The sequence below is a fragment of the Butyrivibrio sp. AE3006 genome (assembly GCF_000424165.1).
Taxonomy (GTDB): domain Bacteria; phylum Bacillota; class Clostridia; order Lachnospirales; family Lachnospiraceae; genus Butyrivibrio.
In genome coordinates this window covers 99,838-114,759 of sequence record NZ_KE384144.1, presented here as the reverse complement: position 1 = coordinate 114,759, position 14,922 = coordinate 99,838, and the positions used below count along the sequence as shown (strand labels likewise).

The 14,922-nt window shown below is 43.0% G+C and carries 14 protein-coding genes; all 14 read right to left on the bottom strand.

The annotated features are described in order from the left end of the window. Positions 1 to 8 precede the first annotated feature (8 nt). The 14 genes from G603_RS0116225 to malQ all read right to left on the bottom strand — a co-directional run bounded on the left by G603_RS0116225 (position 9) and on the right by malQ (position 14,892). A complete protein-coding gene (locus G603_RS0116225; RefSeq protein ID WP_026524905.1) occupies positions 9 to 734 on the bottom strand; it encodes a CpsB/CapC family capsule biosynthesis tyrosine phosphatase in 726 nt (241 codons plus the stop codon). Between the two features lie 158 nt (positions 735 to 892). Further along, positions 893 to 1,564, bottom strand: coding sequence for a leucine-rich repeat domain-containing protein (locus tag G603_RS0116220; RefSeq protein WP_026524904.1), 672 nt, complete (start codon positions 1,562 to 1,564; stop codon positions 893 to 895). A gap of 151 nt (positions 1,565 to 1,715) precedes the next feature. Next, positions 1,716 to 1,898 carry a DUF4250 domain-containing protein gene (locus G603_RS0116215; protein WP_026524903.1) on the bottom strand — a complete coding sequence of 61 codons (183 nt, stop codon included), beginning with the start codon at positions 1,896 to 1,898 and terminating at the stop codon, positions 1,716 to 1,718. Then, on the bottom strand, positions 1,898 to 4,495 hold the full coding sequence (gene clpB, locus G603_RS0116210) for an ATP-dependent chaperone ClpB (RefSeq protein ID WP_026670876.1): 2,598 nt from the start codon (positions 4,493 to 4,495) through the stop codon (positions 1,898 to 1,900). The genes G603_RS0116215 and clpB overlap by 1 nt, the downstream gene beginning before the upstream one ends. Positions 4,496 to 4,683: 188 nt before the next feature. After that, positions 4,684 to 5,289, bottom strand: coding sequence for an HdeD family acid-resistance protein (locus G603_RS0116205; protein WP_196808090.1), 606 nt, complete (start codon positions 5,287 to 5,289; stop codon positions 4,684 to 4,686). Between the two features lie 18 nt (positions 5,290 to 5,307). Next, a complete protein-coding gene (gene yihA, locus G603_RS0116200; protein WP_026670874.1) occupies positions 5,308 to 5,913 on the bottom strand; it encodes a ribosome biogenesis GTP-binding protein YihA/YsxC in 606 nt (201 codons plus the stop codon). Between the two features lie 70 nt (positions 5,914 to 5,983). Continuing rightward, positions 5,984 to 7,258, bottom strand: coding sequence for an ATP-dependent Clp protease ATP-binding subunit ClpX (gene clpX, locus G603_RS0116195; protein WP_026524899.1), 1,275 nt, complete (start codon positions 7,256 to 7,258; stop codon positions 5,984 to 5,986). Position 7,259: 1 nt separating this feature from the next. Next, positions 7,260 to 7,865: an ATP-dependent Clp endopeptidase proteolytic subunit ClpP gene (gene clpP / locus G603_RS0116190; RefSeq protein ID WP_026524898.1), complete on the bottom strand. Its 606-nt coding sequence runs from the start codon at positions 7,863 to 7,865 to the stop codon at positions 7,260 to 7,262. A 122-nt stretch (positions 7,866 to 7,987) separates the two neighbouring features. After that, positions 7,988 to 9,436, bottom strand: coding sequence for a trigger factor (tig, locus tag G603_RS20790; RefSeq protein WP_035793679.1), 1,449 nt, complete (start codon positions 9,434 to 9,436; stop codon positions 7,988 to 7,990). A 176-nt stretch (positions 9,437 to 9,612) separates the two neighbouring features. Next, positions 9,613 to 10,143 (bottom strand): CYTH domain-containing protein, encoded by a 531-nt coding sequence (locus G603_RS0116180; RefSeq protein ID WP_026670873.1) that lies wholly within the window; start codon positions 10,141 to 10,143, stop codon positions 9,613 to 9,615. 20 nt (positions 10,144 to 10,163) lie between these two features. Further along, complete coding sequence (locus tag G603_RS0116175; RefSeq protein ID WP_026670872.1) at positions 10,164 to 10,715, bottom strand: DJ-1 family glyoxalase III; 552 nt, start codon at positions 10,713 to 10,715, stop codon at positions 10,164 to 10,166. A gap of 23 nt (positions 10,716 to 10,738) precedes the next feature. Continuing rightward, the gene (locus G603_RS0116170; RefSeq protein ID WP_026670871.1) at positions 10,739 to 12,310 is read right to left on the bottom strand and encodes an extracellular solute-binding protein; all 1,572 of its coding nucleotides are present in this window, start codon (positions 12,308 to 12,310) and stop codon (positions 10,739 to 10,741) included. Positions 12,311 to 12,320: 10 nt separating this feature from the next. Continuing rightward, entirely contained in the window at positions 12,321 to 13,364 is a 1,044-nt protein-coding gene (locus G603_RS0116165) for a LacI family DNA-binding transcriptional regulator (RefSeq protein WP_026524894.1), read from the bottom strand. Continuing rightward, positions 13,357 to 14,892: a 4-alpha-glucanotransferase gene (gene malQ, locus G603_RS0116160; protein WP_026670870.1), complete on the bottom strand. Its 1,536-nt coding sequence runs from the start codon at positions 14,890 to 14,892 to the stop codon at positions 13,357 to 13,359. Before malQ ends, G603_RS0116165 begins: the two co-directional genes overlap by 8 nt. Positions 14,893 to 14,922: the final 30 nt, after the last annotated feature.

The window sequence follows — 14,922 nt, the reverse complement described above, 5'->3', positions numbered from 1 at the left end:
AAAATTATCTAAATGATCTCATTTCTGAGAACCTTCATCGCGTTATCATGAAAAATCTCTAGCGCATATTTCTCGCCAAGCTTCCCCTCCACATAATCTCTGCAATCAAGAAGATGTGGTGCTCTGGATCCGCTGTCGTGTGCATCTGTGGCAACAAAATGCACCATATGCTTTTTTAATAATTCTCTGGTGAAATGTCTTATACCCAGCCCATATTTTCCCATTACGCTGTTGGCATTCACCTGTATATAAACTCCTATATCCAGAAGTTCATCAACGTATGCTATATGCTTGGCGATATCTGCATATCGCTCCACATGCGCAAGTATCGGAATAAACCCCGCAGACCTTACGCTGTACAATGCATTGCGGATAGTCTTGTACATATCCGTGGGATGAAACTCTATGAGAGCATAATCAGAGCCCGCCAAAGTGGAAGCCCTTCCTCTTTCAAGATCCCTTATTGCATTGTCATTAAAATAAATCTCGTTGCCCGGAAAAAGCTGTACCTTTATGCCACGGTCATGAGCTGCCTGCATCAGTTCCTCAGTATAATCCAAAAGATGCTCCGGACTTACATTGTGATGCATAGGCTTGTAATGCGGCGTAAGTATCATGCCCTTGGTGCCTTCAGACAGTGCGGTCTTAAGCATACTTAGGCTTGTCTCCATATCAGGAGACCCATCATCAACGCCCGGCATTATATGGCAATGTATATCAATCGATGGTACCACGTAAAGAGCTCCCCAAACACAACAGATTGTACTTTCTCATAATTTAGTATACATCATGTGGTTAACGCACGCAATCCCCGAAAGGAGTGGAAATCCCATGATTTCCGACTCTTTCGGGGATTGTTATCTTTAGCTTATATGAAATTACATATCAGACATCAGTCTATTGCTGCAAAGCTTGTAGCCTTAGCGCCGCGCTTCTTGAACCATGTAGCATACTTCTTAGCTACACTCTTGCTGGGAGCGTATACCTTAACGTTCTTTACGTTCTTGAAAGCATTAGACTTAACGCCGCTCTTTGTGAGCTTCTTTGATTTAATTTCAAAACTTTCAAGCTTCTTGCAGTTGTAGAATGCTCTCTCTTTGATTGTCTTGAGATTAGGATCCTGAATTACCACTTTCTTAAGATTTGTGCATCCACTGAAAGCAGAAGGAGCAATATCTGTGAATCCTAAACCAGCGTTGATCTGTACAGTTTTAATCTTCTTATTGTTCTTGAAAGCACCGTTGCAAATGCCAACTGTGTGGTATACATAGCCATCTTCATCCTTCGGATAAGCCTGGATAATGATTGCAGTTGCACCCTTCTTAGCGCCTACAACCTTACACTCACCAATCTTGCTTTCTGCCTCTTCAGAGCTTTTAGCTGATGACTTCTTTGTTACAATGTATTTTACAACCTGAGCTGCTTCACCGTTGCCGATACCAGTGTTGTAGAACTCAGCATCCTTGTTGAGCTGAGCCTTAGCCTGCAGCTTTACACCAAAGCACATAACCAGTGCAATAGCAAAAGTCATAAGCATTAATCCTAATTGTTTCTTCCCCTTCATAGATAATAATCTCCTTTCAGATTTTGAATTGTGTTGTTGGAAAATCCAATCCTCTAGATTATAACATAAAAATTGTTTCGCAAACGATTAATTGTATGAAAATTCATTAGGATGGCAATAATTGTTACTCAATAGCAATAATTCACTTAAATCATTTAAAACTATTCTGCCGGGGATCGTACTTATAACCTATGTTTTCAAGCTTCGATACTATTTCCTGAAGATCACTCTCGCTGATATCAAGTCCGTCAGCAAGAGCGCCAAGATTACTATAATTATCTCGAAGCTGGGTATTTATATAGCTAAGTAGCATAACCGGATCCTTAGGTATCATTACTGACCATTTGCCTTAACCGGACGAGCAGCAAGGCTTCCTCCTTCCACATAGATTTCTATAGTATCATGAGGCTCTACTCTGTCCTCAAGAATAAGCTTCGCAGATAAGGTCTCAACATACTTCTGAACAAATCTCTTAACAGGTCTTGCACCATAATTGGCATCATAAGCATTCTCTGCAACAAATTCTTCAGCCTCGGGAGTAAGAGCGATACTTATTTCTCTGTCCTCAAGTCTTCTGTTAAGATCAGCCACAATGAGCTTAACGATTCCTCCAATATTCTCTCTTGTAAGAGGCTTAAAGAGAATCATCTCATCAAGGCGGTTTAAGAACTCAGGTCTGAAGTGATCATGAAGGTCATCAAACACTTCCTCCTCAGCCTCGGCGCTTATAGTGCCATCCTCATTTATTCCATCAAGAAGGTACTGGGCACCGATATTAGATGTCATGATAAGGATGGTGTTTTTGAAATCAACGGTTCTTCCCTGGGAATCAGTAACACGTCCATCATCAAGTATCTGAAGAAGCACATTGAAAACATCAGGATGTGCCTTCTCAACCTCATCAAAGAGGACTACAGCATAGGGCTTTCTACGAACAGCCTCTGTAAGCTGACCGCCTTCCTCGTATCCTACATATCCGGGCGGTGCTCCGATCAGTCTGGATACGCTGTATTTCTCCATGTACTCACTCATATCGATTCTGACGATATTATTCTCATCATCAAAAAGTGCTGCTGCGAGACTCTTTGCAAGCTCTGTCTTACCTACACCTGTAGGTCCAAGGAACATAAAGGAACCAATGGGCTTACCGGGATCCTTGATACCGGCCTTGGATCTCATGATAGCTTCTGCAACCTTGGTAACAGCTTCATCCTGTCCGATGACTCTCTTATGCAGCTCATCCTCAAGGTGAAGAGTTTTATTTCTCTCACTCTCTGTAAGCTTTGCTACAGGGATTCCGGTCCATCTTGATATGATGCTGGCTATCTCCTCATCGGATACATTCTCATGAACAAGAGACAGCTCCTTAGATGAAGCTTTCTGCTCCTCCATCTCCAGTTCCTTTTTCAAAGCAGGAATCGTTCCATACTGAAGCTCACTTGCCTTATCAAAATCATTATTTCTATTTGCAATCTGCAGCTCATTGTTTGCACTTTCGATTTTCTCACGAATGATGGCAAGCTTGTCTACAGTCTCTTTTTCATTCATCCAGCGAGCCTTCTGATTGTCAAAATCATTCTTAAGCTCTGCCAGCTCTTTTTGCAGATTAGCTAGTCTCTCCTTGCTAAGAGAATCATCCTCCTTCTGAAGCGCCTTCTCCTCTATCTGCATCTGCATGATCTTTCTGTTAAGTTCATCCAGTTCTGTAGGCATGGAATCCATCTCTGTTTTCACAAGAGCGCAGGCTTCATCCACAAGATCAATTGCCTTATCGGGAAGGAATCTGTCTGAAATATATCTGTTACTCAGGGTAGCAGCGCTTACAAGGGCAGAATCCATAATCTTTACGCCATGGTAAACCTCGTATCTCTCCTTAAGTCCTCGGAGGATACTTATAGTATCTTCAACCGTAGGCTCAGACACCATTACAGGCTGGAAACGTCTCTCAAGAGCTGCATCCTTCTCAATATACTGTCTGTACTCATTTAGGGTTGTGGCACCTATGCAGTGAAGCTCACCTCTTGCAAGCATAGGCTTAAGCATATTGCCTGCATCGAGAGCGCCGTCAGTTTTGCCCGCTCCCACAATGGTATGAAGCTCATCTATGAAAAGAATGATCTCACCATCTGACTCTTTTACATCCTGTAATACAGCCTTAAGACGTTCCTCGAATTCACCTCTGTACTTTGCACCTGCAACAAGGGCACCCATATCAAGAGAAAAAATCTTTTTATCCGCAAGAGCCTGTGGAACATCTCCTGCAGCGATTCTCTGTGCAAGAGCCTCTACAACTGCTGTTTTACCAACACCCGGCTCACCAATAAGTACAGGGTTGTTCTTTGTTTTTCTGGAAAGGATTCTAACAACATTCCTAATCTCAGAATCTCGTCCTATTACGGGTTCTAGCTTCTGAGCCTTTGCCTTTGCAACAAGCTCTGTGCCATATTTTTCAAGAGTATCATAGGTTGCTTCAGGGTTATCTGAAACCACCTTCTGATTACCTCTAACCTCAGAAAGAGCCTGAAGGAATCTTCCTCTGTCGATGCCAAAGGACTGAAGTATGGACTTAATCTCTCTGTTGGGATATTTGATCATGGCAAGAAGAATATGCTCAACAGAAACATACTCATCCCCCATAGCCTTCATCTCATCTTCACTCTTAATAAGAACCTTATTAAGATCAGCCCCCACATAGGTTCTTCCGCCCTGAACCTTGGTGCGCTTTTTAAGAGCATCATCCACACGATTTAAGAAAACATCATTATCAACTCCCATCTTCTCAAGAAGCTTAGGGATAATGCTGTCCTCAATCGTCATCAAACTGTAAAGCAGATGCTCCTGCTCTATCTCCTGATTGCCGTAATCAAGAGCTACCTTCTCCATATTCTGGATTGCTTCCACTGATTTCTGTGTAAATCTATCTATCTTCATAACGATCACCTCTGATAAAAAGCGCACATTCTGCGCTTTGTTTTATCTGTTCTATATCATGTATAACATACATATTTCGTAATGTCAACTATTCAAAAAACAACACCAAAATAAAAACGCGATGCGCCAGAAACCGCCGCAGTACCTTGCTGCAGCAGATTTCAATCAGCATCGCGAAGCTCATCATTTCAGCTTTCTTTTTTCTCTGCGGAGTCAACAACTTTGCTCTCCACATCCACAATTTCTTTGCGGTTTACCTTATCAACCTTATGAACCCTTGATACAATCCACAGATTGGAAACTCCGTTGTAGAGGAAAGATGCACCGATGATCTGTACAATATAAGCCATTGATTTTAAAGGATTAAACAGAAGGAATGCCCCTGCACCCACTGTAAGAATGGCGAGAATAAGCGCAAACCACCAGTTGCCATAGTGATTTCGCGCAAGACTAAGGGACTCGCCAAGATTCAAAAGTCCGCTGAATAACATGATAACTCCTGCGATTACAGGAATGATAGCCTCGAAAAAGTGAGGATTGATAAAGATCCAGATTCCGACAACGGCAATTACTATGCCAAAACCAATAGAACTGTTCTTTGTTAAAACATTCTGATTTTTTGACACAAGACTTCCGACTATCGAAAGAACTCCCGCTGCTAAAACAACTCCGCCAATAACCTTAGTCAGGAGCGTAAGACTTGCTCCCGGAAGAAAAATAAGAACTGCCCCAAGCACTATAAGTGCTATTGCATCAACAAGAAAATTAGTTTTAAGCTTTACAAAAAATTCCATACCCCTGCTCCCCATTTATTATTCGGCTTCCTCGGCATCTTCAGCGAGAATGCTTTCCATAACCTCATATATCTCTTCTCTTCCTGCCTTACTCTGCGCAGAGAAAGGAAGAACCAGTCCGTCCTCAGGCATTCCAAGGACATTCTTTATGGCATTTATATGAGTTTCTATCTGACTCTTTTTTAGCTTGTCGGATTTAGTTGCAATAATGATAGGTGTAAGACCTGAATCCACAATCCAGTCATACATCATCTTATCATTGGCAGAAGGATCATGTCTTATATCTATAAGCAGAAAAATCTGCTTAAGCATGCGGGACTTATGAAGATAATTCTCTATCATTTTGCCCCACTGTTTCTTTACAGATTCCGGTACCTTGGCAAAGCCATATCCCGGAAGGTCCACAAGATAAAACTCATCATTTATGTTGTAATAGTTTATGGTCTGAGTCTTACCGGGCTCCTGGCTGACTCTGGCATAATGCTTACGATTCATCAAGCCATTGATAAGTGATGACTTACCCACATTACTTTTGCCTGCAAATGCGAACTCCGGCTTATCATTTTGTGGAAGCTTACTTGTGATTCCTATTACTGTTTCAAGATTTACTTTCTTAATTACCATATATACCTCAGTAAATAATGACTTAAGGCAGGGATGCTATGCACCTCTGCCTATAGTTTTTCCTCTTAATTTATTTTGCAGGTTTAAGTCTCTTAACCTCATCCTTGTAAACGATAAGGGGCTGAGCTGTACCCGATACAGACTCCTCTGTAACGACACATTCCGAGATATTGTCATCGGAAGGAATCTCATACATAACATCCATCATAGCCTTCTCCATGATGGAACGAAGTCCTCTTGCACCTGTCTTTCTCTCATGTGCAAGCTCTGCAATCTTCTCAACTGCATCGCCTTCAAATGTAAGTCTTACATTATCAAAATCAAACAGCTTCTGATACTGCTTAACCAGCGCATTCTTGGGCTCAGTGAGGATTCTTACAAGTGCTTCCTTGTTAAGTCCTTCAAGAGTTACACAGATTGGAACACGACCTACGAACTCAGGGATAAGACCAAACTTGGTAAGATCCTGAGGAGTTACCTCTTTAAGCACCTCGCCGATCTCACGCTCACTCTTGTCAGCGATCTCAGCGTTAAATCCGATTGAGTTGCGGTCAAGTCTTGCTTCAACAATCTTATCAAGGCCGTCAAAAGCTCCGCCGCAAATGAAAAGAATATTGGATGTATCAATCTGAATAAGCTCCTGATGAGGATGCTTACGTCCACCCTGAGGCGGAACACTTGCAGTTGTGCCCTCGATGATCTTAAGCAGTGCCTGCTGTACACCTTCACCTGATACATCTCTTGTGATTGATACGTTCTCGCTCTTCTTGGTGATTTTGTCTATCTCATCGATATAAACGATACCGTACTGAGCTCTCTCTACATCATAATCAGCTGCCTGAATGAGCTTAAGAAGGATATTCTCAACGTCCTCACCCACATAACCTGCCTCTGTAAGAGTGGTTGCATCAGCTATTGCAAAAGGAACATTAATTATCTTGGCAAGGGTCTGCGCCAAATATGTCTTACCTGAACCTGTAGGACCAACCATGATGATGTTACTCTTCTGAAGCTCAACCTCATCATCTACATTGTGTGCCTTAGGTGCAAGTACTCTCTTGTAGTGGTTGTAAACTGAAACAGATAAAACCTTCTTAGCTTCATCCTGTCCGATTACATATTCATCCAAAAAGTTCTTGATTTCTACGGGTTTGAGAAGGTTGATATCACTATCATCATGAGCTATAGGCTCGTCCTCAAACTCCTCCTCTATGATGTCTGCGCAGATATCTACACACTCATCACAGATATAAACTCCTGCAGGTCCTGCAATAAGCTTCTTCACCTGATTCTGTGTCTTATTGCAAAAAGAGCAGCGAATTTCTCCATTGTTCTTTGATGCCATATTACTTATCCTCTTCCTTATCCTTAGGTCTTGACTCTACGATTGAATCGATAAGACCATAGTCGAGCGCTTCCTGAGCTGAAAGCCAGTTATCACGCTCTGTATCCTGAGCAATCTGCTCATAGGGCTTGCCTGTATTCTCAGCAAGAAGTGTGTTTAACTTCTCTTTTGTGCGGATGATGTGCTTAGCAGCAATCTCAATCTCAGTAGCCTGACCCTGAGCTCCGCCAAGGGGCTGATGGATCATGATCTCTGCATTGGGAAGAGCCATACGCTTACCCTTAGCACCGCCTGCAAGAAGAAATGCGCCCATGCTTGCAGCCATACCGATACAAATCGTGCTGACATCGCACTTGATATAATGCATTGTATCGTAGATAGCCATACCGGATGTGATCTCACCACCGGGGCTGTTGATGTACATGTGAATGTCCTTGCTGGGGTCCTCAGCCTCAAGGAAAAGAAGCTGTGCCACAACAACACTTGCGGATACAGAATTAACTTCCTCACCCAGGAATACAATTCTCTCCTTTAAAAGTCTTGAATAAATATCGTATGAGCGCTCACCGCGGCTCGTCTGTTCTATGACATAAGGTATTAAACTCATATTCATTGCTCCCTTTTTAATTTTATTTATAAATATACTACACTATTATACCCACAAAGAGTTTATTTAGCAACCACGCAAAAGACCCGGCACATCTGTACCGGGTCCTCTTAAAGGAAACATTATTCCTCATCTGCCTTCTTTGTTGTCTTACGAGTACGCTTCGGCTTCTCCTCTGCTGTCTCGTCGTCCTTCTTAGCTGCAGTCTTGCGTGTGCGCTTCGGCTTCTCCTCAGCTGCATCCTCGTCCTTCTTAGCTGCTGCCTTCTTGGTTGTCTTCTTAGCTGCTGTCTCCTTAGCATTGTCTACAAGGAACTTAGCTGCCTTCTGAACTGCAAGATCATCCTTAAGAGTCTTGATCTCACGCTCACCCATGAGCTCCTTAAGCTTCTCAATCTCCATCTTGTACTGATCAGCCATCTTCTTAAGCTCTTCATCAACTTCTTCCTCAGTAGCTTCAAGCTTCTCAGCTGCTGCAACTGCCTCAAGAACAAGTCTTGACTGGATGCGCTCTACAGCCTGGGGTTTAACCTGCTCAAGGAGCTGGTCAACAGTATTGCCAGTGTACTGCATATACTGTTTCATATCCATGCCCTGATACTGAAGTCTCTGAGCGAAATCGTTAACAATCTGACGCTGCTGAGTCTCGATCATCTTCTCAGGAAGCTCCATCTCAGAATCCTCGATTACTGCCTTAACAGCCTGATCTTCCTTCTTTGCCTTAGCCTCAGCCTCTTTACGCTCTGTAAGCTTCTTCTTAACGTCTTCTTTATACTCCGCAACTGTCTCAAACTCTGAAACATCGCTTGCAAACTCATCATTGAGCTCAGGAAGCTCTCTTACCTTGATGCCCTTAACTGTGCACTTGAAAGTAGCATCCTTACCTGCAAGATCCTCTGAATGATAATCCTCAGGGAACTTAACGTTAACTTCACCTTCCTGACCAATCTCAAATCCTACAAGCTGCTCCTCGAAACCGGGGATGAATGAACCTGAACCGATTGTAAGAGGATAATCTGTGCCCTTGCCGCCTTCGAATGCAACACCGTCAACAAATCCCTCAAAATCAAGAGTTACGATATCATCGTTCTGAACCTTACGATCTGTAACCTCGATTGTTCTTGCATTTCTGCTTCTCTCCTGGTCAATCTCAGCTTTGATCTCGTCCTCAGTAACCTCTGTATCTGCCTTCTCAACAGATACGCCCTTGTACTTACCAAGCTTAACCTCGGGCTTAAGTGCTACTGTAGCTGTGAAGATGAAAGGCTTGCCTGCTTCGATCTGTGTAACATCGATATCAGGATTGGAAACAACGTCCTCGCCACACTCATCAACTGCCTTGGGATATTCCTGATTGATCAGCTCGTTAGCTGCATCCTCGAAGAAAATCTCCTTGCCGTACATACGCTCGATCATATGACGGGGAGCCTTACCCTTACGGAATCCGGGGATCTGGATCTTAGACTTCTGCTTGTTGAAAACTTTGTCGATTGCTTTATCAAAGTCAGCTGCTGCAACTTCGATTGTAAGCTTAGCCATGCTCTTCTCGAGCTTTTCTACTGATACGCTCATTAAGTTTACTTCCTCCTATAAATACATATCTGAATAAAACATAAAAATATTTACACAACTCTTATTGTGCTGTTTTTATCTATGTAAAACGACCTATGCCAAAATCATTAGGCACAATCGCCTAACGATTATAACATAGGTCGGTATCAATTTCCACAACTAATTTTATACCTGATTTACTCGGTACTCATGTGAGCATTGCTGTATCTCACATCTCCCGTGACATCCTCATCAAACCAGTCTGCAGGCTTGTAGGCTGCTGCCGTCTCCTCATCAGGAAACTCTACTTCTGCAAGGATTCGTCCCTCGAACTTCCCTTCAAACACATCAAGTTCTATCTTAAGGGAATCCATAAGCTTTTTGCACCTGTCATCCGATGAATCAAAAGCATCACTATTAATAGGAATAATATATCTCTTTTTTGAAATCACATTCCCATCCGCTTTTGCTACCAGATGCTCGTAGGAATCCTTATCAAGAGGAAGATTGTATTCTATCTTGCCAATATCCCCAGCCTCGGAGAAAACGCCCTGCTTACCAAAATCCTTATGACTCTTGTAGGTCATGTAGAAGCTGTCATCCTCACGCCTTACTCTTATAGCGGGAACCACACTCAGATACCCCTGCTCAATAATATGAAAAGGATACTGCCCAAGATTATCCGGAAGCTCTTTTACCGTGAATTTTCTTTCTATCTCAACGCCCATTACATATCCTCTTTAAGGGATCAGATTTTGTAGACAACCTTTTTGCCAAGCTCATCTGCTGTTTCTTTTCCGCAGAAACGCTCTACGATAGCAAGGCCGAATGCCATGGCTGTTCCCATGCCTCTGCTGGTAAGTATGTGACCGTCTACGGTTGTCTCGCTCATCTGAACATCGGCGCCCTTAAGCTCGCCCTCAAGTCCCGGGAAAACACAGGCCTTTTTGCCCTGAAGGAGACCTGCTCTTCCGAACACTCCCGGAGCTGCGCAGATTGCACTTATGAATTTACCCTTGCTGTCAAAGGCACGGATATTCTCCATAAGCTTTTCTGTATTCTCAAGATTAGTGGTTCCGGGCATTCCTCCGGGAAGAACCAGCATATCCATTGCATCAAAATCAAGGTCATCTATAACCTTATCAGCCTTCACTTCGATTCCATGGGAACCTGTAACCTGAAGTGAATCCGTGACAGATACCATATCTATAGTAAGGCCCGCTCTTCTGCAGAGGTCAACCACAGTAAGAGCCTCTATTTCCTCGAATCCGTTTGCAAGAAAAATTGCTATGTTTGCCATAATTTTGTCCTCCCTTAAAATATCTAGTATTTAATCATTCCATTATCAAAATATGCAGCTCTCTCATCCAGGATCTGTCCAAGTCCATTATCCATGAGCTTTGCTTCCTCGTAGACCCTTTCACCATCAAAATCCAAAGGATTACAGCATATCAGATTATATGCGTATTCAACCAGCATCTTATCAATATTTGTCTGATAATCGGCCTCAGGCTCCAGAAATACATTACTTGTCAGGAAAAAGTAATTGTCCGCGGTACATACATCATAGAATTTCTCAAACCACTCCTTGTCTGCCCAATCGGACCCGTAAGCCCAGGTCGAAACCTGTTTTTCCCTGTCATTTTCAAAAAACAGATTATTAACAATACTGTAGTCAATTGGTGTTCCGGGATATTTATTTTCATTAAGCTCATCGCCTGATAAAACCCTCGGTGCACCCTCATCCGTAAGTGTATGATCCGGCGTAAATGCAACATTCACAGCATTCTCAGTAACCGCAAGCCAGTTGAGGTACTTCATTACCGCATCTACCTTGTCCTTACTTCTGTTTGGAACCATGATATAAAGTCCGGTTGAAGGTTCACAGACATTCCTGTATCCGCCATCCGGAAGATCAAAACACAAAACAGGATCAAAGCAGATATGACCTTCATTCTTATTCAGTTCAGCAAAAAGACTGAAGGGTGAAGTGTTATCATCCACGAAAAATCCAACCCTGCCGCTCTTTATATCCTCAATGTATTTTTCATTATCTTTATCCGCAGCAAAATCCAGACTTATAAGCCCATCTTTATAGTACCTGTTAAGCTCCTTAAGTCCTATATTTGCTTCATCTGTAAGGACCAAAAACCTTTCCGAGTAAAGATAAGAATCCCTGGGGCTTAGCTCTTCGATAAATGAACCAACAAAACTGTTGTAGGCCTTCTCTGAGTTAACTGTACCGCCCATAGCCCAGGGTATAACGTCATCCACTCCGCCGGGATTCTTTACTTTCACGGCGTAGAGGTACTTCTCAAGCTCTTCCTTATTAGTAGGCTCATCCATTCCAAGAGCTTCACACCAGTCTCTTCTGACATATGCCACATGCCTTGGCATCACAAAGCCTCTGTGCTTTACGATGGCTGCCTGCAGGTCATTGTACTGTCCCATCTTCTGCAGTTCACCGATGTTCTTCGAAATGTCCTTGCCATAATTCTTATAAGCCTCTGTCAGGTCGGATATCTGTCCCATGCCTGCCAGTTTTCCAAAAAGAGATTTGGAGTAAGAAAAAACTATGTCAGGTGCAGTTCCTTCATCGATCATTTCCTGAACAGTTTCATTGGTATTTTCTCTTTTTATGGCGGTAAAATGAACCTCGACTCCGGTTTCTTTTAAAACCTGTTCCCTTATCCATACTGCCAGCGCATTGTCATCATAACCTACGCCCTCAGCCATATCTCCGCGGTCCCAGACCATGCAGGTAATGTAGTTAGTATTGGCTTCATTGGGATCGAAGGTATCTTCGCCGCCAAAAAGGCCACAGCCCACGCACGACACTACAAGTACTGCCGCCAATAAAACACTGATGATTTTCTTAATGTAGCTTCCCCTCATAAAAGCCTCATTATTCTACGAAATGCTTGATTGTCGATTCGCCTATAAATAGTTCTCCCGGAAAAACGATATGTCTGTGACTGCTCCTGGACTCAATAATGTCAAACAGAAGCTTAACCGTCTCCCTGGAAATCTGATCCAGTGGCTGGCTTATGGTCGTAAGTCTGGGATTGGAATATCTTCCTATCTCCATTCCGTCAAAACCGCATACACTGATATCTTCGGGAACCCTTAGTCCCGCATCCGCTATTGCTCTCATGGCACCTATTGCCAAAAGATCTGTCACGCAGAAAATTGCTGATATATCTTTTCCCGACTCAATAATTCTCTGGGTGGTTCTATAGCCATTCTCCACTGAGAAATGCTCCATGGTCTGATCTACATAAAAAATATTCCCTTCATCAACAGGAATCTTCCTCATGACAAAAGCATCACGATATCCTTCCAGACGAAGGTGTCCGACAGAGCGCCTTCCCATAGCCTCGGTTATTATGGCTATATTAGTGTGCCCAAGATTCATAAGATATTGAGTTATATGTCTTGCTTCAAGTCTGTCATCAACAGAAACCGTAGAATATTCTGCTGTGGAATTTTCTTCAAGGAGAGTAGCGCCTATCGTAGAGAAAACTGCGGGAACTTTAAGTTCCTGCAGCTTTTGCCTTGACTGCTCCGTGCCGCCTCCAAGGAAAATAATTCCCCTTAGTCGCTTTTCATTTTCAAGCTCAAGAGCTACGTCTGCTTCGTCCTCTTCAGCGCCTGCATGTCGAAGGACCAGAGCATAATTCTGCCTGTCTATCTCCTTTTCAAGGATATCGATCATAGGTGTGAAAAAAGGATTGGTTATTCCTTTAATGACAACGCCGATACACTTGGCATCTGTACGCTTCAGGTTTCTGGCACTGTCATTTGGAACATATCCTGTTTCCTTTATAACTGAAAGGACTTTCTCTCTTGTTTTGGCACTTACATCCACATGCCCGTTGATGACGCGGGAGACTGTACTGACGCCGACGCCTGACAGTCTCGCAACATCAACTATAGTAATCTTAGACATTTGCACATCTTCCGTAGGTCTTTGCCATATCCTTCATCTTCTCGGCAAGCTCGGGTGAAAGTGCGTCACCCTTCATGCGCCATGTCCAGTTTTTACCAAGAGTGGAAGGAGTGTTGATTCTTGCTTCGCTTCCAAGTTCAAGATAATCCTGCATAGGGATAATGGCTGTATCTGATACGCTCATGAAAGTAGCTCTGATGAATTCCCAGGTCACATTCTTGTTTGACTTAAGGTTCAGATACTTCTTTGCAAAAGCCTTATCTGTTCTCGGAATAGTCTTGTACCATCCAAGTGTTGTGTCGTTATCATGAGTTCCTGTATATACGATACTGTTCTTCACATAGTTGTGAGGCAGATAATCGCTCTCTTCCCTTGCATCAAATGCAAACTGAAGAATCTTCATTCCGGGGAATCCGGTCTTTTTAACAAGGGCAATTACAGAAGGTGTGAGGTATCCAAGATCTTCAGCGATGACTCTGATATTACCAAGTTCCTTCTTCATCACTTCAAAAAGTTTATAGCCGGGTCCCTTTACCCACTTACCGTTCTCAGCTGTGGGATCACCGTAAGGAATTGAATAATACTCATCAAAACCTCTGAAATGATCGATTCTGATAACGTCGTAGAGCTTATAGCAGCCACGGATTCTTGAAATCCACCACTTAAAGCCTGTCTCTTCGTGATAGTCCCACTTATAGAGCGGATTACCCCAGAGCTGACCTGTTCTTGAAAAAGCATCGGGCGGGCATCCTGCAACCGCTATCGGAAGATTTTTCTTATCCAGCTGGAAAAGCTTAGGATTTGCCCATGTATCTGCGGAGTCAAATGCCACATAGATCGGGATGTCACCGATAATGTCTATTCCCTTGCTGTTAGCATAAGCCTTAAGCTCAAACCACTGCTTCATAAACAGGAACTGGATGAACTTGTGAAGACCTATCTTATCAGCATATTTCTTCTTTGCTTCATCAAGATCCTTCTTTTTCCTGAGGCGAATTCCCTCTGGCCACTCAACCCAGCTAAGACCGTCGTAGCGCATCTTAAGGGACATATAAAGAGCATAATCCTCTAACCAGTCTGCGTTCTCCTTAACAAAAGCATCGAACTCTTTCTTAAGCTCTGCCTTTGGCTTTTTCTTACTGTTTTCTGAAAGACCGCTGTTCACATAAGCTGTCTCCAAAACAACATAACGGTTCTTGAAAAGACGCTCATAATCAACGTGCTCAGGATCTGTTCCAAAATTAACCTTCTCAAGATCTGCAGCCTTAAGATAGCCCTCCTCGACGAGCTTCTCAAGATCCACAAAATAGGGATTGCCTGCATAGGTTGAGAATGACTGATACGGAGAATCTCCGTAGCTTGTAGGTCCAAGAGGCAGAAGCTGCCAGTAACTCTGACCTGCGTCTGCAAGGAAATCTACATACTCGTATGCTTCCTTGGAAAATGTGCCGATCCCGTACTTTGACGGAAGGCTGAAAATGGGCATAAGCACGCCGCATTTTCTTGTGTTCTTTACTTTCTTTGCCATTTCATTTTGTCCTTCTTATATATGTAAATT

Bases quoted from the DNA above. Each gene is read 5' to 3' on its own strand.
- G603_RS0116220 (WP_026524904.1), bottom strand. From the start codon at position 1,564: ATGAAGGGGAAGAAACAATTAGGATTAATGCTTATGACTTTTGCTATT.
- G603_RS0116215 (WP_026524903.1), bottom strand. From the start codon at position 1,898: ATGATACCTAAGGATCCGGTTATGCTACTTAGCTATATAAATACCCAG.
- clpB (WP_026670876.1), bottom strand. From the start codon at position 4,495: ATGAAGATAGATAGATTTACACAGAAATCAGTGGAAGCAATCCAGAAT.
- G603_RS0116205 (WP_196808090.1), bottom strand. From the start codon at position 5,289: ATGGAATTTTTTGTAAAGCTTAAAACTAATTTTCTTGTTGATGCAATA.
- yihA (WP_026670874.1), bottom strand. From the start codon at position 5,913: ATGGTAATTAAGAAAGTAAATCTTGAAACAGTAATAGGAATCACAAGT.
- clpX (WP_026524899.1), bottom strand. From the start codon at position 7,258: ATGGCATCAAAGAACAATGGAGAAATTCGCTGCTCTTTTTGCAATAAG.
- clpP (WP_026524898.1), bottom strand. From the start codon at position 7,865: ATGAGTTTAATACCTTATGTCATAGAACAGACGAGCCGCGGTGAGCGC.
- tig (WP_035793679.1), bottom strand. From the start codon at position 9,436: ATGAGCGTATCAGTAGAAAAGCTCGAGAAGAGCATGGCTAAGCTTACA.
- G603_RS0116180 (WP_026670873.1), bottom strand. From the start codon at position 10,143: ATGGGCGTTGAGATAGAAAGAAAATTCACGGTAAAAGAGCTTCCGGAT.
- G603_RS0116175 (WP_026670872.1), bottom strand. From the start codon at position 10,715: ATGGCAAACATAGCAATTTTTCTTGCAAACGGATTCGAGGAAATAGAG.
- G603_RS0116170 (WP_026670871.1), bottom strand. From the start codon at position 12,310: ATGAGGGGAAGCTACATTAAGAAAATCATCAGTGTTTTATTGGCGGCA.
- G603_RS0116165 (WP_026524894.1), bottom strand. From the start codon at position 13,364: ATGTCTAAGATTACTATAGTTGATGTTGCGAGACTGTCAGGCGTCGGC.
- malQ (WP_026670870.1), bottom strand. From the start codon at position 14,892: ATGGCAAAGAAAGTAAAGAACACAAGAAAATGCGGCGTGCTTATGCCC.